The organism is uncultured Victivallis sp. (assembly GCF_944391105.1).
Classification (GTDB): Bacteria; Verrucomicrobiota; Lentisphaeria; order Victivallales; family Victivallaceae; genus Victivallis.
Map to the genome: position 1 here is coordinate 1 of NZ_CALXSK010000048.1, position 24,575 is coordinate 24,575.

Consider the following 24,575-nt stretch of genomic DNA (forward strand, 5'->3'; position numbering starts at 1 on the left):
ATGGGGAGTTTGATGGTTGTTCGGTACGGGGAGAGACGCGGCTGCCATAGCCGCTTTCTCTCCCCCGAACCCCTCTCCTGACTGCGGAGCGGGAATCCGGCAAACATGGGATATTTGACAAATTTTTACCACCAGAAGTTCAATCAATGTTAAATTTTTGCGGGACATTGCTTTCCTCCTTGCGTGAATATGTGGCATGGTTGAACATGGTTGAAAAACGGTTTCGACTTGACTTGACTTCATTGCGATTTCCAGACATGAGATAGATAGATGGATCATCCTGCGTTCCGGGCGTAAGTGACTGATTCGCGGCGGATGAGTTTGCCGGGGATCCGGATTGAACAGCCGCGATAGTCGTCGGGATGCTTGAGTTTTTCCGTCAGGATCCGCACGGTTTCGTGTCCCATCTCGGCGCCCGGAACAGCGAGCGAATCGAGCGGCGGAATGGTGAACTCCTGTGCCGGCGTTGCGTTGAAGGTAATGACACTGAGCTGATTCGGAATCTGGATTCCACGCCGCCATGAGAAATAGAGCACTTGCTGGGCGATGTCGTCATTGTAACAGATGACGGCGGTGATGTGCTGTTTGAGCAGTTCGCTGAACTGGGTTTCGAGCGGTTCGTATTTCCACGGTTCGCTCTGGAACTGTTCCAGCTCATATTCGTCGCAGAAATCGGCGTAACTGCGCTTACGGTCATTGAAACTGTGATGATGGTTTCCGGGTTGAAATCCGTCGAGATATCCGATTTTCCGGTGGCCGAGCGAGTGGAGAAGTTCCATGACCATGCGCATGTTGGCATTTTCGTCACTCATGACCGCGCTGCCCGATTTGCCGCAGATGCCGTTGAGCACCACGTATGGAATTCCGGCCTCTTCAATCTCCCTGAGCTGACGTGGGTAGATCACATCGGGGATGACGAGCGCGGCGACCCTCCACTCCGGGAGTGGATAATAGATGTTGCGGACCGATTCGCACGGAGTGAAATTGAACGTGTAATTGTGTTTCGGCATTTCGCGCGATATGACGTCGACCGCTTCGGCGACCGGAGTCGGGTATCGCAGGAGATCCCGGTCGTAGAAGAGAAAGGAGATCAGATTGCTCTCCTTGCTGCGCAACGAACGGAAGATCCGGTTCGGGGTGTAGCCGTTTTTCTGAACATGTTCGAGGATACGGGCGCGCACTTCCGGCTTGACGGTGAAGTTCTTGTTGCAACCGTTCAGTACCCGGCTCACTGTCGAGGGGGACACATTCAGTTCTTCCGCGATCTCTTTTAACGTCATGTTCGTCTCTTTTTTTTAGGAATCCGTTTTCTTAAATTAATTATGGCAAATTACCCTCAAAATGTCAAGTGGGAAAGTCAAAAAAATATCGTTTTTTTTGATGATATCCGGAAAATCGGTTTTTTTGCTGAAAAATCTAGAAAACAGATTCCTATAATGGCGCAAGCTGTGGACGCGAGAAGGCGCCTTCTCGCTTTCGGACAGGAGAATGAGAGTGCCGGCGGGAGATAATTCGGGTCGTGCCCGGAGGCTTCGGTTTTTCGAATATTTCCGGAGCTGCGGCCACGGCCGCGTTTTGCGCAGCATGGTTTGACTTCCATTTTCTCTCCGTGGGCCGAGTGACACTTTTCACATAAAATGTAACATGATTTTCCCGCGGCGGCATTGCTTTTTCGGAAAAGGACCGGTATACTTTTCCGCAGACGACACAAGGGAAAATCATGGAACCAAGACGCGGCATCAACAAGATCAATTTCCGGGCACTGGCGCGCGAGTTGAACATCAGCGCCATGACGCTTTATCGCGTGATCAATAACGTTCCTTCCGTCAAACCCGGGACGCGCAACCGTGTGATCGAGGTTCTGAACCGGCACGGGTTCTATTCGCTGAAACATTCCGGAAATCTGCGGATCGTCTTCGATTTTTCCGACAATGCGTTTCAGCGTCATTACGGGATGAGGCTCCTGGAGCGTCTCGCCGCGCGCGGCTGCCGCTGTGTCGAAACCGACCATCGGAAGAATTCCAGCCGATTCCAGAATGCCGTCGCCGAGAGTGATGTGGTTGTGTTCTGCTCGGTTCCCGGGCCGGATACTGTCGACCTTGTCCGCCGGATCAATCCCCGCCTCTGCTCGATCAGTCTTTACACCCGGTGCGGAGCCGACATCACGATCTCGTCGGACAATACGCTTGGCGGCGAGCTCGCCGCCGAACATCTTCACCGCATGGGGCATCGCCACATCGCCGTGGTTCTCGCACTCGGGCATCCCACCCGGATTGAGCGTTATCAGAGCTTTTTTGCCCGCATGAAACTGCTTGATCCGGGTTGCCGCATCGATTCAATCAAAGAGCGGCGGGAGTTCGGTTTGACCGGCACGATTCTGCGCTATCTCGAATCGGCCGCTCCGTGCCCGACGGCGCTTTTTTTCCCCGCCGGCGGTTTTGCCCAGCAGTTTTACGACGAGGCCATTGCCTCGGCACCGGAGAGATTCTCATCTTTCAGCATCATGAGTTACGACCGTCCCGGCGACTTCTGGCCGCCGGTGGAGAACGCCCACGAATTCGACCGTATTGAATTCCATACGGAGGAATTGCTCGACTGGGCCGAATACTACATCATCAACCGACCGATGATGGAGTCTGGAACCCCGATTCATACCTGCATCCAGGCGTCTCTCCGAGTGGTCGGCAGCGTGAAGAACCTCTCCGGAACGCTTCTTCCGGAGCAATCGGAAATAACGAAAGGAGAAAAGGATGAACTGGGAGAAACCGGGCTGGGAATTGACGTTTCACGATGAATTCGACCGGCCGCAGCTGAACGACATCTACTGGTACCCCGCTTACCGGTCGGGTCGTGTGGAATATCTGAATCGCCGCGGACTCGAACAGCGCTGGATCGACCACAACGCCCACTATGTGATCGAAGACAGCGTGCTCAAGCTGCGTATCTCCGAAACTCTGCCGTTCCGCCCGGAAAAGAGTTACCGGTGCGTCAGCTGCATCACCACTTCCGACCACCGCATCGGCGAGACCCCCGATCATTATTGCGTGATGGAGAAATTCTCCCAGAAGTACGGCTGGTTCGAGATCCGCTGCCGCATGCCGCGGGGGGAGGGGCTCATGAGCGCTTTCTGGCTGCATCAGGTCGACCCGGCCCGCCAGGAGTACACCATCGACGGCAGACGCAAGGATCTTCGCGACGGCGCGCTTGAGATCGACATCTTCGAACAGCAGGGCCGCTATATCTCCGATACGGAGAGCAAGGTCGATTTGAATGTCCACTTTACGGACAAGGGACATTACCTGCATCGGCTTTCCGCCGATGTTTCCGCCGATTTTCACGTCTGGGCGATGGAGTGGGAGGAGGGGCGCATCGTCTGGTACTTCGACAACGAACCCATGGAAATCTGGGAGGGACCGACTCCGTCGGAGAAGATGTTCCTGCTCATTGCGCTCTTTCAATATTCCGGCTGGATCGGGAACGTCGATCCGGAGTTGCGGTATCCGAAGGACTTTGAAATTGATTATGTGAGAGTCTATCGGCGAAAATGAGTGTCGCGGATCAGTCGACGCGTCTGCGGGCGGAACGATTGGCGACGCTCTCCTCCTGCTGCGGTTTTCTGGGGGAGACGGTTTTGACTGACAGCGCCGTCATCCTCCTGTTCGCCGGGATGCTCGGCGCGGGGGAGATGCTGTCGCTTCTCACCACCGCCGTTCTGCCTCTGCTGAATGGATTGTGCATTCTGCCGATGGCGCTGCTTGCGATGCGGATCGGGATGCGTAAGCTCATCTATACGGCGTGCGTTTGTGCATCGCTGGCGTATTTCGTCGCGGCATGCGCGCCGTTTGCCGGATCGGCGAAGGTTGCGGTTCTGACCGGGGCGGTATTTTGTTTCGCACTCAGTCTGACCGGATTCATCGCCGGCTGGTTTCCGTTGCTGGATTCGTTTCTGACGCCGGAGCGGAGAACGGGTTTTCTGAGTCGGATGCGGTTCTGCCATCAGCTCGGCGCGACGCTTTTCCTGCTTCTTGTCGGATTGCTGATCGGCCGGAGTCCCTCCGTCGGCGAGCTGCAGACGGTGCTGTTCGTCGCCGCCGTGATCTTTACGGGACGAGGAATCGCGATCGGGCGGATTCCCCGGTTTGAGATGACCCGCCCCGATTCGCCGGGCGTCGTCGCCGGAATCCGGACGGCGCTGGGGAACGGGCCGCTGGTCGGATTTTCTCTCTATTGCTTTGGGGTGAATCTGGCCGGATGCGGCGCGGTTCCGCTGACGATCCTCTATTTGAAGAACGGACTTCAGACGCCGGACAACGTTGTGGTGTTGATTTCAGCGTGTTCGCTTGCGGGGATGCTGTTCGGCTATCTCGGAACCGGGCCGCTGCTCCGGCTGTTCGGACTGCGGAACACGTTTCTGCTGTTGCACCTGCTTTTTTTTCTGGTGAATGCGGGGCTGTTTGTCGTGCGGGACGACGGGACGGCATCCCGGGTGTTCGTTGCGACGCTGCTGATGGCGGGGTCGTTTGCAACGGCCTCTTTCTCGATCGTCGCCTCGGCGGAGATGATGAAGCTCGCGAAGCCGGGGAACAAGGTCATGGCGATGGCGTTCAACGGGGTGTTTTTTTACGGCGGCTCGGGAGTTTCGCGGTTTCTCTCCTCGTTGCTGCTGGGGGCGGGATTGTTCGCCGCCGAATGGAAGTTCGGAACTATGACGGTCTGCCGTTACCAGACGTTTTTTCTGGTGTATGCCGTGGCGGCTCTGCTGGCTGCGCCGTTTCTGCTGCTGGTCCCGGCTGTCAACCCGGAAAAATTTTACGGATGGTCAAGCCCGGAGGATTTTTGATCTGAATGATTGCGAAATTCTGATGATCATGGTTTCTGTCAGGAGAACCTGGAGGTTTTATAGCGTGATAAAGAGGTTCCCCGTCAGCAGGGAGCCGGCTCTGTACGAGGAGTTGCCGGATGTCGTTCTTTCCCGCACAGGGAAACTGGTCTGTGTCTTCAGCGAATGCACCCATGGCGATACGCCGGTCGCTTTTCTGCTCGAGAACAGTTTCTGCGGTTTCGACTTCCGGCGGGAGAGAGGTTTATATCGTCAATTACATTGTCGACGATGCCATCGACAAGGCGCAGATTTGAGGTTGCCCGCTGAATCCCGCCGAACTTGTATTGTGACGGGACGGGCCGTCATCGGCGCACGACCGGGCCGGGTTTTTTCCGGACGGAGTAGCCGAAGTGACCGATCGCACCGCCGACGCGATGGTAGTGTCCGTGAATGTAGGCGGCAAGTCCGGCTTTTTCCAGCTCGAGCCGGCCGGAGGCGTTCACGAACTCCTCCGACACCTGCACGGCGACGATTTCGGCAAGAAACAGTGTGTGGCTCCCAAGTTCAAGCGTCTGGACGACCCGGCATTCGAGCCCGAGCGGACTCTCCACGACCAGCGGGGCCGCGACCTTTGAGCCCCGCAGCGGCGTGAGATGCGTCTCTTTGAACTTGTCGTGGTCACGGCCCGAGACTACGCCGCAGTAATCGACCGCCCGGATCTGTTCCGCTGTCGTGAGGTTCACTGTGAATTCGCCCGATTCCCGGATGAGAGCGTAACTGTACCGCTCCGGGCGGATCGAGATCGACACCATCGGCGGTTTGCTGCAGACCGTCCCCGCCCATGCGACCGTGATGAGATTATAGGAATCCGGTTCCGTTCCGCAGCCGACGAGCACCGCCGGAACCGGAGCGAGCTGCGTGCTGCCCGGCCAGATGAGTTTCTTCATTTCCCCTCCAGTTCGACCCGTTTGGCTTCAAGCTCCTCCCAGCGCGCATAAAGCCGGGCGGCTTCGGCGCGCGCGGCTTCGAGTTCCGTTTGAAGTTCCGCACTGCGAGGACCGTATTTTGCGAAGAAATCGGGATCCCCGAACATGGCTTCGAGTTCAGAGACCTTCTCCTCCGCAGCGAGAATCGCCGATTCCATCCCTTCGAGTTCGCGCGCTTCTTTGTAGGAGAGTTTTTTCTGAGGAGCCTTCGGTTTCGGCGTTTCCGGGGTGCGGGCCGGTTTCGGCGGGGCGGATTCCATTGCCTTTTTCGCTTCGCGTTCACGCCGCTTCTCCAGATAATAATCATAGTCCCCCGGCGTGTAGACAATCTCTCCACCCGGCTCGAATCCGAGGATCCCCGAGCAGACCCGGTTCAGGAAATAGCGGTCGTGGCTGACCACGAGCACGCAGCCGCCGTAGGAGACGAGCGCCTCCTCAAGCAGGCGCAAACTTGAAAGATCAAGGTCGTTGGTCGGTTCGTCGAGGATCAGGAAGTTGCCGCCCTGTTTCAGGATTTTCGCGAGCATGAGCCGCGCTTTTTCTCCGCCGGAGAGGTGACGGATCTGCGTATTGATCCGCTCGTCCTCAAAGAGAAAGCGCTTCAAATATCCCCAGATGGAGATTTTTTCGCTGCCGAGCCAGACCGTGTCGACCCCTTCGCTGACCTCTTCAGCGACGGTTTTCTCCGGATCAAGTGCGAGACGGGACTGGTCGATGTAGTTGAATTCGACCGTCGGGGCGATTTTGACTTCGCCGCGATCGGGCGTGAGCCCTCCGGTGATGATGCGCAGCAGTGTGCTTTTGCCGATGCCGTTCGGCCCGACCATGCCGATGTGCGCGCCGGGTGCGAACTCGAACGAAAAGTCGCGGATGATCGTTCGCCCGCCGAATGCGTGGTTGATTCCGATCAGATCGACGGTTTTATTGCCGAGCCGGGAAGGGGTCGGAATCAGCAGCTCCATCTCGCCGTCCCGGATGGGGGCGGAAATGGCGGCGATCTCCTCAAATTTTCTCATGCGCCCGAGGTTGCGCCGCAGCCGCGCCTTCGGAGAACGGCGCACCCACTCGATCTCGGAACGCAGAAAGCTGCGGCGTTTCTGTTCGAGGATGTCCTCGTTCGTCTCGCGTTCGGCCTTCATGGCGATGAACTCCGCGTAGCTGCCGGGATAGTCGTAAAATTTCCCGTGACTCAATTCGACGATCCGGCTTGCGATCCGGTCGAGGAAGTAGCGGTCGTGGGTCACGAAGAGACAGCTCCCTTTGTAATCCGCGAGAAAGCCTTCGATCCATTCGACCGTGTTGACGTCGAGATGGTTGGTCGGTTCGTCGAGCAGCAGCAGATCGGGTTCTGATATGATCGCGCGCGCGAGAGCGACGCGCCGCATCTCTCCGCCGGAGAGGTGGGAGCAGACCCGGTCCGCATCGGCGGCAAGGTTCAGTTTTTCGAGTACGGTGCCGAGTTTCGTATCGAGATTCCAGCCGTCGTGCAGCATGAGTTCGTGTTCGACGCGCGCATGCTCGGGAGAGTTGACCGGAAGCGTCTCGTAGCTCTTCTGAAGTCCGAGAAGATATTCGAGCCCATCGGCGACGTTTTCACGGATCGTGCGCTCGTTGTCGAGCTCGAAATCCTGCGGCAGCTCCGCGACGCGCAGATTCCGGGCGCGCGTGATGCTGCCGGAGCCGGGGAGCTCCTTCCCGGTGATGAGCCGCAGCAGCGTGGATTTGCCGCTGCCGTTGCGCCCGACGAGCGCGACGCGTTCGCCCGCGTTGATATGAAATTCGGCGCCGTCGTAGATCGTCTGCCGTCCGATGGTCAAATGGAGATCCTCCGCCGCCCACAATACCGTTTCCGCCATATTTCGATTCCGAAAGCTCCTCTGTTTTGCGTAATCGGAAACTATATACGCCCCCCGCCGTCTTTGCAAGTCCGGAAGGCCGGAAATCGCAGGAAAATCGTTGAAAAAATGACGCGGAAACAGCGCGTGATGTTCTAAATCGTTCAGGATTTTCCGTAACTCGTTGATAGTGATATGAAAGAAAGAAAATACAATATATTGTGAGAAATTCGCTTGAAATAACAATATAGTGTGGTATTCTATATGTATGGCAGGAAAATTGCTGCAAGGGAAAGAAGTGGTTTTCGCGGTCGGCTGTTTCAATGGCTGCCGGATTGTATTGTTTGAGTAGGGAACGGAAACTTCAACAAGGGAAAAAGGGGGTAGGCGTCTCATGAACAGCAGCGAGTCCATCCGGAAAATGAAGAAGCGCGACGGCCGCATTGTGGATTTCGATCCGCAGCGGATCGCGATTGCCGCCGGGAAGGCTCTGAAGGCCGCGGGGATGGCCAGCGACAAGGTCGCGCGCCACATTGCCGACGATGTTGTGCGTGAACTCATCGACAAGGGGTATGACGAGGAATTGATGATCCCCGATGTCGAGGTGATTCAGGACCTGGTCGAGCACGCGTTCGTGAAACGCGGACTCTCGCAGGCCGCGAAACTCTACATCCTCTACCGCGCGAATCACGCGAAGATCCGCGAGGCCAAGAAACTCATGATGGACGTGCAGGAGCTCGTTTCGAGCTACCTCGGGCAGGAGGACTGGCGCGTCAACGAGAACTCGAACTCCGGCTACTCCTATGCGAGTCTGCTCAACCATGTTTCCGGCTCGGTCATTGCGAACTATGCGCTTGCGAACATGTATCCTCCCGAGATCGCCGAAGCGCATACGAAGGGCGACTTCCATCTGCACGACCTCTCCTGCGGCATCGTCGGATATTGCGCGGGGTGGAGTCTGCGCGATCTGCTGGAGCGCGGATTCCAGGGGCGCGGCGGCCGCGCGTCGGCGGCTCCGGCCAGGCATTTCGATACGGCGACCGGGCAGATCGTGAATTTCCTCTCGACGTTGCAGACCGAGTGGGCGGGCGCGCAGGCGTTCAGCTCGTTCGATACGCTGCTTGCGCCATTTGTGCGGCGCGACAAACTGACTTACCAGCAGCTCAAGCAGAACATTCAGCAGTTCGTGTTCGGGCTGAACATCGCGAGCCGCTGGGGGCAGACGCCGTTCACGAATCTGACGTTCGACTGGGTCGTTCCGGAGGATCTGCGCGATACGCCGGTCATCATCGGCGGGCAGCCGCAGGAGGAAACCTACGGCGAATTTCAGGAGGAGATGGATCTCATCAACCGCGCGTTCCTCGAAGTCATGTCACAGGGCGACCGCGACGGACGGATCTTCACGTTCCCGATTCCGACCTACAACGTGACGAAGGATTTCAACTGGACCAGCGACAATGCGCGGCTGCTCTTCGAGGTGACGGGAAAATACGGGCTCCCGTACTTCCAGAACTTCATCAACAGCGACCTGAAGCCCGGTGACGTGCGCAGCATGTGCTGCCGGTTGCAGATGGATATGCGTGAGCTGCGGAACAAGACCGGCGGCCTCTTCGGCGCAGGCGAACAGACCGGTTCGATCGGCGTGGTGACGATCAACATGCCGCGGATCGGCTACCTCGCGAAAGACAAGGAGGGATTTTACCGGCGTCTCGACTACCTGATGCGCCTGGCGATGGAGTCGCTGGAAATCAAGCGCAAGGTCGTGCAGAAGCACCTCGAGGGAGATCTGCTGCCCTATACGAAGACTTATCTGCCGAATCTCGAGCACCACTTCAGCACGATCGGGCTGGTCGGGATGAACGAGTGCTGTCTGAACTTCCTCGGCTGTTCGATCTGCGACCCCGAGGGGGCGGAGTTCGCCCGCGAGGTGCTCGTGCACATGGCTGAGAAAATCAAGGACTTCCAGGAGGAGACGGGGCACATCTACAACCTCGAAGCGACTCCGGCGGAGGGGACGAGTTTCCGGCTTGCGCGGCTCGACCGCAAATATTATCCGGAGATCATCTGCGCGGGGACCGACAATCCCTATTACACGAATTCGACGCAGCTTCCGGTGGGCTACACGTCGGACCTCTTTGAGGCGCTCGATCTGCAGGCACCGCTGCAGCAGCTTTACACGGGCGGGACGGTGTTCCACGCGTTCATCGGCGAGAAGATCGACGATCCGGAACTGGTGGCGTCGCTCGTGAAGCGGATTGCGACGAATTACCGGATCCCGTATTTCACGCTGACTCCGTCGTTCAGCATCTGTCCGGTTCACGGGTATGTGCCGGGCGAGCACTCGGAGTGTCCGCTGGAAGTTTAATCAATTTCAAACCCCAACTCTCAAACAGGAGGAAAGATCATGGCCAAGTGTGGAGAAAAGACCGAAGTTTACAGCCGCGTCTGCGGGTACTTCCGTCCGGTGAGCAACTGGAACAAGGGCAAGAAGGAAGAGTTCAAGGACCGCAAGACCTTCGAAGTCGTTTCGAAGTAACGTCGTGGCGCGGCACGGGGGCTGGTCCGGCCCCCGTGTTTTTTTATCGGGGGGGATGCCTCCGGTTTCAGGAGAGAGAGTATGGATTTCCGTGGATTAGTCAAATTTACGCTGGTCGATTATCCGGGGAAGATCGGCTGCATTGTTTTTTCCGGCGGGTGCAATCTGCGCTGTCCGTTTTGTCACAATCCCTGTCTTGTGTTCGATCCGGCCAGCCAGCCGCGGGTGACCGAACAGGAGTTTTTTCATTTTCTCGAGCGGCGGAAGGGATTGCTTGAAGGGGTTGTCTTCTCGGGCGGGGAGCCGCTGCTGCAGCCGGACGCGCCTGAGATCGTCGGACGTGTGCGTGAAATGGGGTACTGTGCGAAGATCGATACGAACGGGACGCTGCCGGAGCGGGTCGAGGCGTTGCTCGACCGCGCCGGGGCGGACGCGTTCGGCATCGACTGCAAGGCGCCGAAGGAGCGTTACTGCCAATTGACCGGCAGCCGCGATCCGGAGGTTGCGGAGAAGGTTTACCGCAGCATTGCGCTCGCGCAGGCTTCGGGGGCGGAGCTCGATATCCGCACGACGGTTCACAAGGCGTTGCTCGACGAGGCTGCGCTCGGCGTGATGTATGAGGAACTCAAGGCCGCGGGAGTGGAGCAGTGGACGCTTCAGCAATACCATCCGGTGGAGGTGATCGACGATGAATTGTCGGCGAAGGAGACCTTTCCCGATGCGGAACTCGTGCATATTGCGCGCCGATTCGGAGCCGGTGTCCGGGTGCGCGGATTGACCGGAAGAATCATCGATACGCCGTAAATCGCTTTTTTTTTGGAAAAATACGATATTTTCCTTTTGTCCCGACTTGAATTTTGCCGATTTGATGATTCATTACTGCCGTATGCGACCGATATGAAGTTGCTGGATAAGAGCGGAAAACTGACAAGAGGAAATCAGCCCGATGAAGTATTACACCGAAGATCACGAATGGGTGGAGATAACCGGCGAAGAGGCGACGGTCGGCATCTCCGAATATGCGGCGGACGAACTGGGGGAAATCACCTATGTGGAACTCCCGGAAGAGGACGATGATTTTATCATCGGCGACCGCCTCGGAGAGGTAGAGTCTGTGAAGGCTTCCTCGGACATCTACTCGCCGATCAGCGGGACGGTTTCGCAGGTCAACGAAGCGCTGGCGGATGAGCCGAGCCTCATCAACGACTCCCCGGAGGAGAAGGGGTGGCTCTGCCGGCTCGTGAATTTCGACAGCTCCGAGCTGGACGACATGATGAACGAGGATGCGTATCAGAAGTACCTGCGTAAACTGCGCAAGTAGTTTTGGCCGGAAACGCGTCGGGCCGGAAATGCGGGAAGCATTTCCGGCCCGTTTTCTGTCTGAACCTACAGGAGAGTGTCAGGGGCGTTCCGTCGGCAGGACGGGTTTTTCCTGGCGCCCGCGGACGAACTGGTTGGGATCGTTCGAAAGGCTCTGGGTGAACTCCTGAAGCTGTTTGAGGGTGTTGTCGATCCGGGTGAGGGTCATTTCCATTCGGAGCTTCAGATCGGCGGCCTCCTCGCCGAGAGCGGCGCTGCCGGCTTCGGCCTTTTTGATGGCGTCAGAAGCGTCTGTGAGAAAGGCGTTGAGATTTGTCAGAAGCTGATGGAGTTCGGGGGCGTTGCCGAATTCCCGGAGGGAGATGATGCTCTCGTCGAGGTTGGTGATAGCCCGGTCGATTTTCCGGACGTTTTCCTCGGAGAGCGCGGTCTGGAGCCGGCGGCTCGTGGTTTCGAGGTTGGCGCAGATCCGGTTGATGCTGTCGAATGTGTTCTGAAGTTGTCCTTTTTCGAGGAGTTCGCTCGTATTGTCGAGTGTTTCATTGAGTTTGTCGGCCAGCTGGATGAAGTTGACTTTCCCGAGTTCATCAAGCATCCGGCTGATGTTCTGGATCGCGTTGCCGATGTGGGAAGGGCGCGACGGAATGTAGATGATGCCGTCCTCGGCGGGAACATCGAGGTGCGGGACCGCCGGAGGCAGCGAATCGCTGATCGAGAGTTCGAGATATGCTCCGCCCATGATTCCTGCGGCGTTGATGAAACAGCTGAGGTTCTTCTGCTGCATGACGGTTGCGAAATTTGTACCGACCGTGCCGGGGGGGAGGTCTTCGTCCTGTTCGACCGTGGAGGGGAAGATGTCGAAATAGACCGCGATGTAACCGTCCTTCTGGCGCATGGTCATGGCGGTGATCTTGCCGACCGGGAGTCCGAGGTATTTGACCGGAGAGCCGACGGCGAGCCCTTCGACCGAGGTGTTGAGCACGGTCATGGCACGGTAGCGCGGTTCAAAGAGTTTCGTGATTCCGATCGAGACGAAACCGATGATGAGGAGCGTGATCGAGATCAGCAGAAATCCCCCGAGTTTCAGTCGATTTGCTTCATTCATGATGTCTGTATGTCCTGATTAACTGATGAAACTGAAGATTGCAGTCATGGCGGCGTCGGAGACGACGATAAGAAAGATCGAGGTTACAACCGAACTGGTCGTCGCCCGGCCGACCCCCTGTGCGTCGCGCTCCGCGCTGACCCCTTTCCAGCAGCCGACTGCGGCGACGATCGCGGCGAAAATCATACTTTTGGCCAGCCCCTGTGCGAGGTCGACCGGCTGGATCACTTCGAACGTCTTGCCGAAATACTCCGCGACGGAGGTGTTCAGCATCGAACAGACGATCAGCATGCCGCCGACGATGCCGCAGACATCCGAGATGATCGTAAGACCCGGCATGACGATGACGAGTGCCAGGAGTTTCGGCATAAGTTCAAAGCGCCCGATATCGAGACCGAGCGTGGTCATCGCGTCGAGCTCCTCGCGGGATTTCATGAGCCCGAGTTCGGAAGCGAAGGCCGACCCGGTGCGGCCGGCGAGCACTACGGCCGTGACAAGCGGTGCGAGTTCGGTTACGATGACGGTTCCGACCAGATTCACGACGAAGCTGTCGACCCCGTAGCGGGAAAGCTGTACGATCGCCTGAAATGCGAGAATCACGCCGATCAGCAATCCGAGCAGTCCGATGATCGGCATCGCATCCGCCCCGCAGCTGTCCATGTAGTAGAAGGTGCTGCGCCATTTGATCCGGAACGGATGGCGCAGAGAATCCCGGATGGAACGTCCGAGGCCCCGCAGAAAGGCGAGAAAACCGAAAAGCTCCTCCCATATCTCGATCGAGGCGTCCGCAATCTGGAGGCAGAGAGCCCGGAGCGAACGTATGTGTCTGTTTCTTCCCATCCGGCTCATTCACCCGATCTGTTTTCGGCGCGGCTCCACTGCGAGAGCTGCCCGGCCAGCCGCCGGACGGCCTCACCGGCGGCCCGGGCGACCGCATCGGCGGAATCCTCCTCCACCGGTACGGAGAAGGAGAAACGGAACTCCCGGTCGCCGCGCGGCGGTTTCCAGCTTCCCGTGAGGCGGAACTGGTGTGCGGAACCGTCCACTTCGAATTCTTCGAGTGTTCCTTCCACGGGGAGCGGCGTCACGGATTGTTCGTCCGGCCGCAGCAGAGCCAGATTCAGTGCCCGGGCAACGAGCTGCTCCGGCGGCAGAACCCATTTGTTGTACGGGTCGCGGATCACCCGCCCCGAGGGATCGCGCCACTGGAGCCGAATCCCGGAAGTCGAGTTGTTGCGGAACTCCAGAATGCGCAATGCGCAAACCGGAGGTTCGACCTCTCCGGTGACGAGATCGAACTCCGCAACCGGACGGTAGGATTCAAATACGCAGCCGGTAAGAAGAGTCACTGCGAGAAACACCGGTAAAAGAATCATGCGGTTCATGGGGCCGCTCCTTTCATCTTTCTGTTGTATCATTATAAAATACCTTCAGAAGTGCCTGATTTCAAGAAGAGGTGATTGCAAAAACGGCAATGGAATGGTATTTTATGGTTCACAGGATGGAAATGTTCATATTCAATGGAGCTGGAATTCCGAATGTATCTGGAAAAGATCGATTCTCCCGCAGATCTGCGGAAACTGCCGCCGGAGGCGCTCGGCGAACTTGCCCGGGAGATTCGTGAACTGATTCTTGATGTCGTCAGCCGGAACGGAGGCCATCTCGGCGCGAATCTCGGGACGGTCGAACTCACGTTGGCGCTGCATTACGTGTTCGACATTCCTGCGGATTCCCTCGTGTTCGATGTGGGGCACCAGGCGTACACCCACAAGATTGTGACCGGCCGGCGCGAATTTTTCCAGACGCTGCGGCAATACGGGGGGTGTGCGGGATTCCCGCATCCGGGCGAGTCAAAGTTCGATGCGTGCGTCGCGGGCCATGCCGGAACCGCAATTTCGACTGCGCTGGGGATCTCCGCGGCCCGGGTCCGCGCCGGAAGGCCGGAGAAGGCGATCGCGGTCGTCGGCGACGGATCTTTGAACTGCGGCATTTCGCTTGAGGGGCTGAACAATGCGCGCGAGGGCGGGAAAAACCTCATCATCATTCTGAATGACAACAAGATGTCGATTTCGAGAAACGTCGGCGGCGTCGCGCGCTCGCTGAACCGGATCATTTCGGGGGGATTCTACAACCGGTTCAAGACCGGCGCCAAACGGCTGCTTTTCCGACTGCCGCGGCATAAGACGCTGCACAAGCTGATCCGGAGATTCGAAGATCTCATCAAATATCTGATTCTGCCGGGCGGACTTTTCGAGGAACTCGGGATCCGTTATATCGGGCCGATCAACGGGCATTCGCTGCCGGATCTGCTTTATCACCTCGATCATCTGAAGAAACAGCAGAACGGTCCGGTCCTGCTGCATGTCGTCACGGAAAAAGGACACGGTTACGAACATGCGCGGCTGAATCCGGCCCGCTACCACGGTGTGCCCGGATTCTGCAGGGAGACCGGCGCAATCGTCACCTCCGGGAAGCCGACTTTCTCCGGGGCGTTCGGGGAGGCGGTGTGCGAACTTGCCCGGCGGAATGGCGACGTGCACGCGATCACCGCCGCCATGACCGATGGTACGGGGCTTGCTCCGTTTTCGAAGGCGTTCTGGGAGCGGTTTCACGACGTCGGCATCGCCGAGGAGCACGCGGTCGCATTCGCGGCGGGACTGGCGACGGCCGGGGAGCGTCCTGTGTGCGCGATTTATGCGACTTTCTTTCAACGGGCGCTCGACTGCGTTTATCACGATGTGGTGCTGCCGCAACTGCCGGTGATTTTCGCGCTGGACCGGGCGGGGGCGGTCGAGGACGGGCCGACTCATCACGGCATTTACGATCTCGGGTTTCTGCGGGCGCTGCCGGGATTGGTGATTATGGCGCCGCGCAGCGAGGCGGAGCTTCGGAAGATGGTTGCGTTCGCATATGAGCTGAAATGTCCGGTTGTCATCCGTTATCCGCGCGGTGGCAGCCGGGTTCCGGGCGATGCGCCGGTTGCTGCGCTCGAACTCGGGAGAGCGGAAGTCGTCCGTCCCGGTTCCGGTCCGGTGATCTGGGCGATGGGAGCGGAGGTCGACACCGCGCTCGCGGTTTCCGATCTGCTTGCAGAGCGGGACTGTTGCGTGATCAACGCCCGTTTTCTCGCGCCGTTCGATGCGGAAAAGGCGCGGGAACTCGCTGCCGGAAGGATGACGGTTACGATCGAGGATCATGTGCTTTCCGGCGGACTCGCCTCCGCGCTGGATGAGGCGCTTGCGGATGTGCCGCACGGCCGGTTGCTTCATTTCGGCTGGCCGGCGGATCGTCCGATTCCGCATGGAAAGGTGGCCGATCTCCGCAGGGCGTTCGGACTTACGGCGGAGGCGATTGCGGAACGGATCGACGGCTCGCTCTGAAAGATTCGAAACGCTTTTTTTCTGTCGGAAAATTTGATAATCCGGAAAACGGCGGTATATTATAAGCTCTGCTTCCCCGGGACGCTTCTGTCGTGCCGGGGAAGCTGTGGTTTTGGAGCGCACGTCGCCACCCGCCGCCGGGAGCCTGATGCCGCGGTGCGACTCTTCGTGCGTCTTACGGAAAAATCAGGCGAAATCCAGGAATTGATTCGAAAATGTCCGGCAACGGTTCTTTGTCCGAGAAGATGACGCATGAACTCGGTACGCAGTCGATTTTCCGGCTGCTGTTGCGGTTCAGCATTCCGTCGCTTCTGAGCAATCTCATGTTCACGGTCTACAACGTGGTCGACCGGGTTTTCATCAGTTGGAAACTCGGGACCGATGCGATCGCGGGGGTGGGAATCACGTTCTATCTCTTCATGATCTTCATCGCGGTCGGCATGATGTTCGGCATCGGAGGCGGGACGCTCATTTCGCTGAAGCTCGGCGAGAAGAACAAGGAGGCCGCCGAACGGATTCTCGGGAACGTCATCATGATCTTCCTGATCGGCGGAGCGTTGACGACGCTGCTCGGCTTCACGTTTCTGAAGCCGCTGCTCTACTGTTTCGGCGCGAGCGAGGCGACCTATCCGTATGCGGCGGAGTATTTCCGGATCCTGCTCTGGTTCATGGCGGCGGATTTCCTGTCGATGGGAACGACGAACCTCATCCGGGCGGAAGGCAGCCCGAACTTTTCGATGTTCTTCATCGCGGTCGGCTGTTTCGCGAATATCGCGCTGGACTGGCTCTTCATCATGCAGTGGGACTGGGGCATCGCCGGGGCGGCATGGGCGACCGGAATTTCCAAGTTGCTCTCAACGATCCTCATGTTCTGGCATTTTTCGGTCGGGCCGTTCCGGTATCTGACGCTGCGCTGGCGGAATCTGAGGATCGACTGGAAGTACTTCACGGCGATGACCGCCATCGGCATTTCGCCGCTCATTCTGCAGAGCATCAACTCGGTGCTGAACGCACTCATCAATACGACGCTGCTGCGGAACGGCGGCGACAAGGCGGTCGCTTCGATGACCTGCATTTCGACGATCATCATGCTGCTGATGATTCCGACCTTCGGGGTGATGATGGGGTATCAGCCGATCGTGGGGTACAACTACGGCGCCCGACTGTTCCGGCGCGTGGCGCAGACGCTCAAGGGGGCGTTCCTGATGAGCGGCGGTGCGACGTTGGTGTTCTACGTGCCGGTGATGATCTGGGCGCCGGAGATCGTCGGATGGTTCTGTAACAACGATGCCGATGTTGTGCCGATGGCGGCGCATGGGTTGCGGATCTTCTTTCTGCTCTTCCCGCTGTGGCCGATCTTCTGCATCGGCTCGAACTTCTTCCAGTCGACCGGACGGCCGAAAAAGACGATTTTTCTCACGGTGTTCCGGAACGGTTTGTGTTTTCTCGGGTGCATCATCGTGCTGCCGATCTTCTTCGGCTTGAACGGTGTGTGGGCGACCGCGCCGGCGGCGGACGGCCTGGCCGCGCTGGTGATCGCGTTCCTTCTGTTCCGCGAATTCCGGAAGCTGCACCGGCAGGAGGAACTTGCGTCCGCGGACGGCCGTTGCCGGGGAGGGGTGCCGGAGGCGTCCGCGGTGATTCCCGGCTGAACACCCTCAAACGGATGAAAAACCCGGAAAAAATCTGCATAACTGCTTGTATTTTACGGGAGATAGAGCTATTTTAATAAAATACGGCCCTGAACCGGCGATTCGCGCCGGCGGCAGGGATGGTTTCAACAGATAACAAACAAAACAACAACAAGAACACAAACAACATGGCAGAAGAAAACAAATTCGCGGACAGCTTCCTGGATTTCTCGAACATCCCCGGCTCAATGGATGAGCTGCTGGCATCCGCCCAGAGCACGAACGCTTTCACCAAAGGCAAGATCGTGGCAGGCACTGTCGTCGCGAAGCGTCCGGACGGCGCGCTCGTGGACATCGGTTACAAGGCCGAGGGCTTCGTCCCCGCGGGCGAGTTTCTCAAATTCGATGAAGTCGCCGTCGGCGACAAGATCGACGTCTATCTCGAAGAGATCGAAAACCGTAACAACATGCCGGAATTGAGCCTCGAAAAGGCGAACTCGATCAAGGCATGGAACCGGATTACGACCGAATACGGCGAAGGCTATGTTGTCAAGGGATTCATGCGCCACCGCGTCAAGGGCGGCATCATGGTCGATGTCGAGGGCTTCCCGGCCTTCCTGCCCGGTTCGCAGCTCGACGTGGGGCCGGTGCACAATATGGACGACTACATCGGCAAAGAGTTCGATGTCAAGATCATCAAGATCAATCAGGATCGTCGCAACATCGTGGTTTCGCGCCGCGAGCTGCTCGAAGAGTCGCTGCGTGAATCGCGCAGCAAACTTCTGAGCGAGATGAAGGTCGACGATCTGCGCAAGGGCGTGGTCAAGAACATCACCGATTTCGGCGCGTTCATCGACCTCGGCGGCGTGGACGGGCTGCTGCACATCACGGATATCTCCTGGGGACGCATTTCGCATCCGTCCGAAGTTCTTTCGGTCGGGCAGGAGCTTGAGGTGGTCATCATCGGCATCGACAAGGAGAAGGAGCGCGTTTCGCTCGGCCTCAAGCAGAAGACCCGCAATCCGTGGGACGATGTCGTTGCGAAGTACCCGAAGGGGAGCAAGATCAAGGGTCGCGTCGTGAACATCATGCCGTACGGCGCGTTCGTCGAGATCGAGACCGGCGTCGAGGGTCTGATTCACGTCTCCGAGATGAGCTGGACCAAGCGCATCAGCAAGGCGAGCGATGTTCTCAGCATCGGCGACGAGGTCGAGGCGGTGGTTCTCGACATCGACCGCGACAGCCGCAAGATCTCTCTCGGACTGCGTCAGAAGGAGCGCAATCCGTGGGAAGTGCTGGCCGAGAAGTATCCGGTCGGCCGTCGCATCAAGGGCAAGGTCCGCAATATGACCAGCTACGGCGCGTTCGTCGAGATCGAAAACGACATCGACGGCATGATCCACGTCTCCGACATGAGCTGGACGCGCAAGATCAACAACCCGAACGAAGTTCTGAAGCCGGGCATGGAGGTCGAGGCCGTGATTCTCGACATCAATCCGGAGCAGCAGCGCATCTCTCTCGGGTTGAAGCAGGCCGAAAACGACCCCTGGGCGAACATCGACGAGCTCTACAAGGTCGGCGACATTGTCAAGGGCAAGGTCACGAAGATCGCGCAGTTCGGTGCATTTGTCGAGCTCTCGAACAAGATCGACGGTCTCATTCACATTTCGCAGCTCAGCCGCGATCACGTTGACAAAGTCAAGGACGTTCTCAACGTCGGCGACGAGGTCGAAGCGCGCGTCATCAAGGTCGACAACGACGAGCGCCGCATCGGCCTCTCGATCAAGGCGGTCGGCGAGAACTTCTCGCCCGAGGATCTGAAGGCTGCCGAAGAGGAGTACACCGCCGCCCTGAAGCCGGGCGAGGCGATGGTCGACATGGGCGAAGTCTTCAGCAACGAGTCCCTTGCGGGCCTCAAGCTCGACTGAGTCAAAACGTTCTGACGATAATAAAAAAGACCCGTGGATCAGCAATGGTCCACGGGTTTTTTCATGGTGCGATTTTCCGGGGAAAGGGGAAAGAGGGAAGGGAAGAGGCCGTTTGTTCAATCCGGTGATTTTCTGCCCGGCAATCCGGCCTGTGAATTGCTGGTGCGCCGCAGTTGTGCGTGAGCTGCAGTTTCAAGCGGCTCACCACTGGAGATTTCACCGCTCCGTTCGGTTCGGCAGCGGTAAATTCTCCTGGAGAGTTTTTACTTTTTCGCTTTCAGATACGCTTCGATGAATTCATCGATTTCGCCGTCGAGCACGCCTGCCGTGTCGCTGGTTTCGACTTCGGTGCGGAGATCCTTGACCATCTGATAGGGCTGCAGCACGTAGCTGCGGATCTGGCTGCCCCAGCCGTTCTCCACCTTTTCCCCGCGGATTGCGTCAGCTTCGTTGCGCCGCTTCTCCTCTTCATACTCGTAGAGTTTGGCTTTCAGCATCTTCATCGCGGTGGCGCGGTTCTTGTGCTGAGAACGTTCGTTCTGGCAGCAGACCACGATTCCGGTCGGAAGGTGGGTGATGCGGATCGCAGAGTCGGTCGTATTCACGTGCTGGCCGCCCGCGCCGCTGGAGCGGTAGGTGTCGATGCGCAGCTGGGTTTCATCGATCTCGATCTCGATGTCGTCGTCGAGTTCCGGAAACACATCGACCGAGACGAAGCTCGTGTGCCGCCGCGCGTTGCTGTCGAACGGCGAGATGCGCACAAGCCGGTGCACCCCCTTTTCCCCCTTCATGTAGCCGTAGGCGAAATCCCCGGTGACGTGCAGCGTCGCGCTTTTCACGCCGGCTTCTTCGCCCGGCTGGAGATCGATGACCTCATCCTTCCAGCCGCGCCGTTCGAAGTAGCGGCGGTACATGCGCAGCAGCATGTTCGCCCAGTCGCACGACTCCGTGCCGCCCGCTCCGGCATGGACCGAAAAATAGAGGTTGTTGCGATCGAACTTGCCGGAGAGAAAGCTCATAATCTCCATGCGGTCGAGCGACTTGAGCAGCCGCCGGTAGGCGATCTCCGCCTCCTTGAGGAACTCCTCGTCCTCCCCGGCAAGCTCGACGGAGACCGAGTAGTCCTCGACCTCCGACTCAAGTTTCCGGTAGGGTTCGAGCAGATTCCGGCAGGCGGAGAGCTTGGCGACGGTGTTCTGCGCCGACTCCTTGTCGTTCCAGAAGTCAGGGGCGGACATGATCTTCTCCAGCTCGGCCATCTCCTCTTTGCGCTCGTCGATGCGCAAAAAATCGTGCAGATGGCTCATCCGCCCCTTGAGTTCTCCCTCGGCCTGACGCAGTTCGTCGATGCTCATCATTTCTTGGCGGCCTCCAGTTTCCACATGTCGTCCAGCAGGTGCTGGATGTCGTCGAGACAGGCGCCGCAGGCACCGCCCGCTTTGCAGTAGTGGGTGACGTCCTCGGCCTTGTGGAGCTGGTTCTCCTTTGCGACCTTCAGGATCTTCACGTCGGTTACGCCGAAGCACTTGCAGACGATCCGCCCCTCATGATCCTTGTCGGCGTCGAACGGACTCGCTTCTCCGCGGTAGTTGCTGATCGCTTTCTGAAGCGCTTCCATGCCCATGACGGAGCAGTGCATCTTCGCCTCGGGCAGTCCGCCGAGCATATCGGCAATCTGCTGGTTCGTGACCTTTTCCGCCTCTTCGAGCGTCATGCCCTTGACCAGTTCGGTCAGGGCGGAGCTTGAGGCGATCGCACTCGCACAGCCGAATGTCTTGAACTTCACATCGGCGATTCGTCCCTGATCGTCGAGTTTGAACGTCAGTTTCAGAGCATCGCCGCAGGCCGCATTGCCGACCTCGCCGACGCCATCGGGATTTTCGACCTCCCCGACATTGCGGGGATGCAGGAAGTGATCCATCACTTTATCGGTATAGTTCCACATGATACAGTTCCCTCTCTTCTATTTTCCGGATCTCTCCGGTGTCGATGCGTCCCGCAGCATCTTTTCGACCAGAGCGGCGGAACGCGGATGTTTGATTTCCCCCCGCGCCAGCATCGCTTCGAGGTAATACCTCACCAGCGGATGCTGTTTCGCGTTGGAACTGAGCGACCAGTTGGCGGCCACGCAGATCAGAAAATTCATCAGTTTCGGCAAATCGTCGGGCGTTATCCCCCCTTTTTCTTTTTTCGCCTTGAACTCATCGGGCGTGAGCATCTCCCCGGAACGGCCCAGTTCTCCGACCAGGCGGCGGATCGGCTCCACATTGCCCGTGGCGAAAAACGCAAACCACAACTGGTCGAGTTCGCCGGCATTTCGGATCTCTTCTGGAACTTCCAGCGGCAATGATGCGAGTCCGTCGAGTTCCCGACGCGTTTCCGCATCGAGTTCCGGCCGCAGTTTCTCCGCCGTTTCCTTTCCCAGAAAGTGGATCACTGCTGCGACGGCCCGGCGGTTCTCCTCCGTCTGCTGTCCGGCCGCAATCCGGAGCAGTTCCCCGTGCAGTTGAGGATTCATCCGGAACAGCAGCCCGAGACCGTAATAGAGCGACAACGTCTTTTCTGTCACTCCCGGCCGCTCCCGCAGACAGCACTCCAGCACTCCCGGCAGCAGCTCCGGCTTCGGCGAACGGTAGTAGTTGGTCAGCACCTCATTGCTCTGTTTGAAGTCGACTGCCGGAAACTGCTTCGGCAACGCCGTCAGCAGCCAGGAACACTCCAGCTGCTTCTCCGAGCCGGAATTGCGGTCACGGAGCCGGGCGATCATCCGGTATTCCCCGGGGCGATCTTTCTCTTCCATCACGGCCTTGAGCTTGATGGTCGAGAGAAACAACCCTTTCCCGTCGCTTTTTCCCCGCCAGGCGGCAAGATCTTTCCAGAGCGTCTTCTTCGTCCCGTCCGGATCCAGCTGTTCGAGATCGACCGTCACGTCGGCCGCCCCGTCTTTGAGCGCAAAATCACTGAGGTACAGACAGATCGAAAACGGCTGGCCCGGCACTACGCGGTTGACGGTCGAGATGTGCGGCGGCCGGTTCGGAAGAATGTGATTCCACTGATCCTCCTGATTCCGGGAGAGCGTGGCGACGAGTTTCCCCTCGACCGCATGCACTCCGCAGGCGGCGATGAGGAGCAGCATCGCTGCGAACCATTTTCCCATTCTGCTGTTCATCCGCTCTCTTTCCCTCAGGTTCAACGTTTCCACCGGCCTCTCTGCCGATTGCAACAATATATGATTTTTCCAGGAGGTTTTCAAGCACCTCCCGGTGTTTTCTTCCGCGCGTCAGCGGTATTTTTCCATTTCCGCTTCGATCTTCCGCTTCAGAAGCTCCGCGACGGCGTCGACGGCGACACGTTCGGCGTCGCGGCTGCCGCGGATCTTGAATTCAACCTGATTCTCCGCGAGCGTCTTCGGCGAAACCACGATCCGGAACGGAATTCCGAGCAGGTCCGCGTCACTGAACATCGAACCGGCCTTTTCGCCGCGATCGTCGTACAGAACTTCGACTCCGGCGGCCTGAAGATCGGCGTAAAGTTTTTCGCAGACATCGCCGACGCCGTTCTTCTCCGGATTCAGCGCGCAGATCTCCACCTGATACGGCGCGATCGACAGCGGCCAGATCGGACCGAAATCGTCGTTCGACTGTTCGATCACAGCCGCCATCGCGCGGCCGACGCCGATGCCGTAGCACCCCATCACCATCGGATGCGACTTGCCGTCGCGGTCAAGGTAGTCACAGTGCATCGCTTCGGTGTACTTCGTCCCGAGCTGGAAGATGTTGCCGACCTCGATTCCGCGCGAAAAGATCAGCGGTTCTCCGGTCAGCGGGCAGGGATCGCCTTCACGTACGGTCGCGATGTCCGTCACAATACAGTCGACTCCGGCCATGTCGCGGTCGAAGTTGAAGTTCCGGTAGTGGTAGTCGGTCTCATTCGCCCCGACCACGAGGTTGCCGGACTCCGCCGCGGAGCGGTCGACCACAATCCGCACCTTCTTGCCGTCAATGCCCACCGGGCTCGCGAAGCCGGGAACGGCCCCGGCCGCCAGAATTGCTGCATCATCCGCGAATTTCAGCTCCGGAACCTTCACCGCGTTGCCGAGCTTCGTCTCGTTCACCTCGAAGTCGCCGCGGATCAGCACGAAGATGAGTTCTCCCGTGTGCGCGTCCTGGTAGAAAACCGCCTTGCCGGTGTTCTCCGCGCCGACGCCGAGGAACCCCGCCACCTCGTCAATGGTCTTCATGCCGGGGGTGTGCACTTTCTCCAGCGGCAGCGGTTCGCCCTTGTCGAACTTCCACGCCGCGACCGCGATCTCGCGGTTCGCCCGGTAGGAGTTGTCGGAATTCGTGATGACCGTGTCCTCGCCGCAGTCGCAGATCGCCATGAATTCGTGCGACACCTTGCCGCCCATCATACCGGAGTTCGCCTCGATCGAGAGAACGTTCTTCATGCCGAGACGGCGGAAGATCCGGACATAGGCTTCATGGCAGCGGGCGTAGTATTGTTCAAGATCGGCCTGGTCGGTGTGGAAACTGTACGCGTCCTTCATCGTGAATTCGCGCACACGGATCAGCCCCGCCCGCGGACGCGCCTCGTCGCGATATTTGGTCTGGATCTGGTAGAGCATGACCGGCAGCTGCTTGTAGCTGTTGATCTCGGTGCGAACAAGATGGGTGATCGCCTCCTCGTGCGTCATCGCCAGCAGCATCGGTTTGTCGTTGCGGTCTTTGAACCGCAGCAGCTCGGCTCCGACCGACTCGTAGCGCCCCGACTCCTGCCAGAGTTCGGCGGGCAGCACGACCGGCATCAGAACCTCCTGCCCGTCGATGCGGTCCATCTCTTCGCGGATGATCTTCTCGATCTTCGCGACAATCCGTTTGCCGACCGGCAGCAGCGAATAGATTCCTGCCGAAACCGGGCGCACGTAACCGCCCCGGATCAGGAATTTGTGGCTGACCGTCTTGGCGTCCTTCGGATCCTCCTTGATCCGGCGCCCCACCAGTTGACTCATTCTCATAACATTCGATCCTTCCGC

The 24,575-nt window shown here is 58.4% G+C and carries 17 protein-coding genes and 2 pseudogenes; 9 read left to right on the forward strand and 10 right to left on the reverse strand.

Annotation, left to right across the window (positions count from 1 at the left end):
- Nucleotides 1-275 precede the first annotated feature (275 nt).
- The gene (locus Q0K10_RS12980; RefSeq protein ID WP_294507762.1) at nucleotides 276-1,280 is read right to left on the reverse strand and encodes a LacI family DNA-binding transcriptional regulator; all 1,005 of its coding nucleotides are present in this window, start codon (nucleotides 1,278-1,280) and stop codon (nucleotides 276-278) included.
- A 440-nt stretch (nucleotides 1,281-1,720) separates the two neighbouring features.
- Between Q0K10_RS12980 and Q0K10_RS12985 the strand changes: the two genes are divergently transcribed.
- From Q0K10_RS12985 to Q0K10_RS12995, 3 genes are read left to right on the forward strand one after another with little or no spacing between them, the layout of a single operon-like run.
- Nucleotides 1,721-2,794, forward strand: coding sequence for a LacI family DNA-binding transcriptional regulator (locus tag Q0K10_RS12985; RefSeq protein WP_294507764.1), 1,074 nt, complete (start codon nucleotides 1,721-1,723; stop codon nucleotides 2,792-2,794).
- The gene (locus Q0K10_RS12990; RefSeq protein ID WP_294507766.1) at nucleotides 2,751-3,548 is read left to right on the forward strand and encodes a glycoside hydrolase family 16 protein; all 798 of its coding nucleotides are present in this window, start codon (nucleotides 2,751-2,753) and stop codon (nucleotides 3,546-3,548) included. Before Q0K10_RS12985 ends, Q0K10_RS12990 begins: the two co-directional genes overlap by 44 nt.
- A complete protein-coding gene (locus tag Q0K10_RS12995) occupies nucleotides 3,545-4,840 on the forward strand; it encodes an MFS transporter (protein WP_294507768.1) in 1,296 nt (431 codons plus the stop codon). Before Q0K10_RS12990 ends, Q0K10_RS12995 begins: the two co-directional genes overlap by 4 nt.
- 344 nt (nucleotides 4,841-5,184) lie before the next feature.
- On the opposite strand, the gene Q0K10_RS13000 is transcribed toward Q0K10_RS12995, so the two are convergent.
- Together Q0K10_RS13000 and Q0K10_RS13005 are read right to left on the reverse strand one after the other, a co-directional pair.
- Complete coding sequence (locus Q0K10_RS13000; protein ID WP_294507770.1) at nucleotides 5,185-5,769, reverse strand: flavin reductase family protein; 585 nt, start codon at nucleotides 5,767-5,769, stop codon at nucleotides 5,185-5,187.
- Nucleotides 5,766-7,664 carry an ABC-F family ATP-binding cassette domain-containing protein gene (locus Q0K10_RS13005; RefSeq protein ID WP_294507772.1) on the reverse strand — a complete coding sequence of 633 codons (1,899 nt, stop codon included), beginning with the start codon at nucleotides 7,662-7,664 and terminating at the stop codon, nucleotides 5,766-5,768. Before Q0K10_RS13005 ends, Q0K10_RS13000 begins: the two co-directional genes overlap by 4 nt.
- Before the next feature lie 400 nt (nucleotides 7,665-8,064).
- On the opposite strand from Q0K10_RS13005, the pseudogene Q0K10_RS13010 reads away from it, so the two are divergent.
- From Q0K10_RS13010 to gcvH, 3 genes and pseudogenes are all read left to right on the forward strand, one after another.
- Nucleotides 8,065-10,179 (forward strand): annotated as a pseudogene (locus Q0K10_RS13010) (ribonucleoside triphosphate reductase).
- A gap of 81 nt (nucleotides 10,180-10,260) precedes the next feature.
- Nucleotides 10,261-10,983 (forward strand): anaerobic ribonucleoside-triphosphate reductase activating protein, encoded by a 723-nt coding sequence (locus Q0K10_RS13015; protein ID WP_294507774.1) that lies wholly within the window; start codon nucleotides 10,261-10,263, stop codon nucleotides 10,981-10,983.
- 142 nt (nucleotides 10,984-11,125) lie between these two features.
- A complete protein-coding gene (gene gcvH, locus Q0K10_RS13020) occupies nucleotides 11,126-11,500 on the forward strand; it encodes a glycine cleavage system protein GcvH (protein ID WP_294507777.1) in 375 nt (124 codons plus the stop codon).
- A gap of 78 nt (nucleotides 11,501-11,578) precedes the next feature.
- Here the strand turns inward: gcvH and Q0K10_RS13025 are convergent, their stop codons facing one another.
- The 3 genes from Q0K10_RS13025 to Q0K10_RS13035 are packed head-to-tail and all read right to left on the reverse strand — an operon-like array spanning nucleotide 11,579 to nucleotide 13,989.
- Nucleotides 11,579-12,604 (reverse strand): MlaD family protein, encoded by a 1,026-nt coding sequence (locus tag Q0K10_RS13025; protein ID WP_294507779.1) that lies wholly within the window; start codon nucleotides 12,602-12,604, stop codon nucleotides 11,579-11,581.
- 18 nt (nucleotides 12,605-12,622) lie between these two features.
- A complete protein-coding gene (locus Q0K10_RS13030; RefSeq protein ID WP_294507781.1) occupies nucleotides 12,623-13,444 on the reverse strand; it encodes an ABC transporter permease in 822 nt (273 codons plus the stop codon).
- 5 nt (nucleotides 13,445-13,449) lie between these two features.
- Nucleotides 13,450-13,989, reverse strand: a complete 540-nt coding sequence (locus Q0K10_RS13035) for an ABC-type transport auxiliary lipoprotein family protein (RefSeq protein ID WP_294507783.1) — start codon at nucleotides 13,987-13,989, stop codon at nucleotides 13,450-13,452.
- 135 nt (nucleotides 13,990-14,124) lie between these two features.
- Here Q0K10_RS13035 and dxs point away from each other — a divergent pair, with 135 nt between their 5' ends.
- From dxs to Q0K10_RS13050, 3 genes are all read left to right on the forward strand, one after another.
- Complete coding sequence (gene dxs / locus Q0K10_RS13040) at nucleotides 14,125-15,984, forward strand: 1-deoxy-D-xylulose-5-phosphate synthase (protein ID WP_294507785.1); 1,860 nt, start codon at nucleotides 14,125-14,127, stop codon at nucleotides 15,982-15,984.
- A 215-nt stretch (nucleotides 15,985-16,199) separates the two neighbouring features.
- The gene (locus tag Q0K10_RS13045) at nucleotides 16,200-17,636 is read left to right on the forward strand and encodes an MATE family efflux transporter (RefSeq protein ID WP_294507787.1); all 1,437 of its coding nucleotides are present in this window, start codon (nucleotides 16,200-16,202) and stop codon (nucleotides 17,634-17,636) included.
- A 119-nt stretch (nucleotides 17,637-17,755) separates the two neighbouring features.
- Complete coding sequence (locus Q0K10_RS13050; protein ID WP_294507789.1) at nucleotides 17,756-19,543, forward strand: 30S ribosomal protein S1; 1,788 nt, start codon at nucleotides 17,756-17,758, stop codon at nucleotides 19,541-19,543.
- Nucleotides 19,544-19,806: 263 nt separating this feature from the next.
- On the opposite strand, the gene prfB is transcribed toward Q0K10_RS13050, so the two are convergent.
- The 4 genes and pseudogenes from prfB to Q0K10_RS13070 all read right to left on the reverse strand — a co-directional run bounded on the left by prfB (nucleotide 19,807) and on the right by Q0K10_RS13070 (nucleotide 24,557).
- Complete coding sequence (gene prfB, locus Q0K10_RS13055; protein WP_294507810.1) at nucleotides 19,807-20,898, reverse strand: peptide chain release factor 2; 1,092 nt, start codon at nucleotides 20,896-20,898, stop codon at nucleotides 19,807-19,809.
- Nucleotides 20,899-20,930: 32 nt separating this feature from the next.
- Nucleotides 20,931-21,488, reverse strand: a pseudogene (gene nifU, locus Q0K10_RS13060) (Fe-S cluster assembly protein NifU); the annotation flags it as partial.
- 18 nt (nucleotides 21,489-21,506) lie between these two features.
- Complete coding sequence (locus Q0K10_RS13065) at nucleotides 21,507-22,712, reverse strand: hypothetical protein (RefSeq protein WP_294507794.1); 1,206 nt, start codon at nucleotides 22,710-22,712, stop codon at nucleotides 21,507-21,509.
- Between the two features lie 111 nt (nucleotides 22,713-22,823).
- The gene (locus tag Q0K10_RS13070; protein ID WP_294507796.1) at nucleotides 22,824-24,557 is read right to left on the reverse strand and encodes a proline--tRNA ligase; all 1,734 of its coding nucleotides are present in this window, start codon (nucleotides 24,555-24,557) and stop codon (nucleotides 22,824-22,826) included.
- Nucleotides 24,558-24,575: the final 18 nt, after the last annotated feature.

Coding starts and splice junctions, on each gene's coding strand:
- Q0K10_RS12980 (WP_294507762.1), bottom strand. CDS start 1,280: ATGACGTTAAAAGAGATCGCGGAAGAACTGAATGTGTCCCCCTCGACA.
- Q0K10_RS12985 (WP_294507764.1), top strand. CDS start 1,721: ATGGAACCAAGACGCGGCATCAACAAGATCAATTTCCGGGCACTGGCG.
- Q0K10_RS12990 (WP_294507766.1), top strand. CDS start 2,751: ATGAACTGGGAGAAACCGGGCTGGGAATTGACGTTTCACGATGAATTC.
- Q0K10_RS12995 (WP_294507768.1), top strand. CDS start 3,545: ATGAGTGTCGCGGATCAGTCGACGCGTCTGCGGGCGGAACGATTGGCG.
- Q0K10_RS13000 (WP_294507770.1), bottom strand. CDS start 5,769: ATGAAGAAACTCATCTGGCCGGGCAGCACGCAGCTCGCTCCGGTTCCG.
- Q0K10_RS13005 (WP_294507772.1), bottom strand. CDS start 7,664: ATGGCGGAAACGGTATTGTGGGCGGCGGAGGATCTCCATTTGACCATC.
- Q0K10_RS13015 (WP_294507774.1), top strand. CDS start 10,261: ATGGATTTCCGTGGATTAGTCAAATTTACGCTGGTCGATTATCCGGGG.
- gcvH (WP_294507777.1), top strand. CDS start 11,126: ATGAAGTATTACACCGAAGATCACGAATGGGTGGAGATAACCGGCGAA.
- Q0K10_RS13025 (WP_294507779.1), bottom strand. CDS start 12,604: ATGAATGAAGCAAATCGACTGAAACTCGGGGGATTTCTGCTGATCTCG.
- Q0K10_RS13030 (WP_294507781.1), bottom strand. CDS start 13,444: ATGGGAAGAAACAGACACATACGTTCGCTCCGGGCTCTCTGCCTCCAG.
- Q0K10_RS13035 (WP_294507783.1), bottom strand. CDS start 13,989: ATGAACCGCATGATTCTTTTACCGGTGTTTCTCGCAGTGACTCTTCTT.
- dxs (WP_294507785.1), top strand. CDS start 14,125: ATGGAGCTGGAATTCCGAATGTATCTGGAAAAGATCGATTCTCCCGCA.
- Q0K10_RS13045 (WP_294507787.1), top strand. CDS start 16,200: ATGTCCGGCAACGGTTCTTTGTCCGAGAAGATGACGCATGAACTCGGT.
- Q0K10_RS13050 (WP_294507789.1), top strand. CDS start 17,756: ATGGTTTCAACAGATAACAAACAAAACAACAACAAGAACACAAACAAC.
- prfB (WP_294507810.1), bottom strand. CDS start 20,898: ATGAGCATCGACGAACTGCGTCAGGCCGAGGGAGAACTCAAGGGGCGG.
- Q0K10_RS13065 (WP_294507794.1), bottom strand. CDS start 22,712: ATGAACAGCAGAATGGGAAAATGGTTCGCAGCGATGCTGCTCCTCATC.
- Q0K10_RS13070 (WP_294507796.1), bottom strand. CDS start 24,557: ATGAGAATGAGTCAACTGGTGGGGCGCCGGATCAAGGAGGATCCGAAG.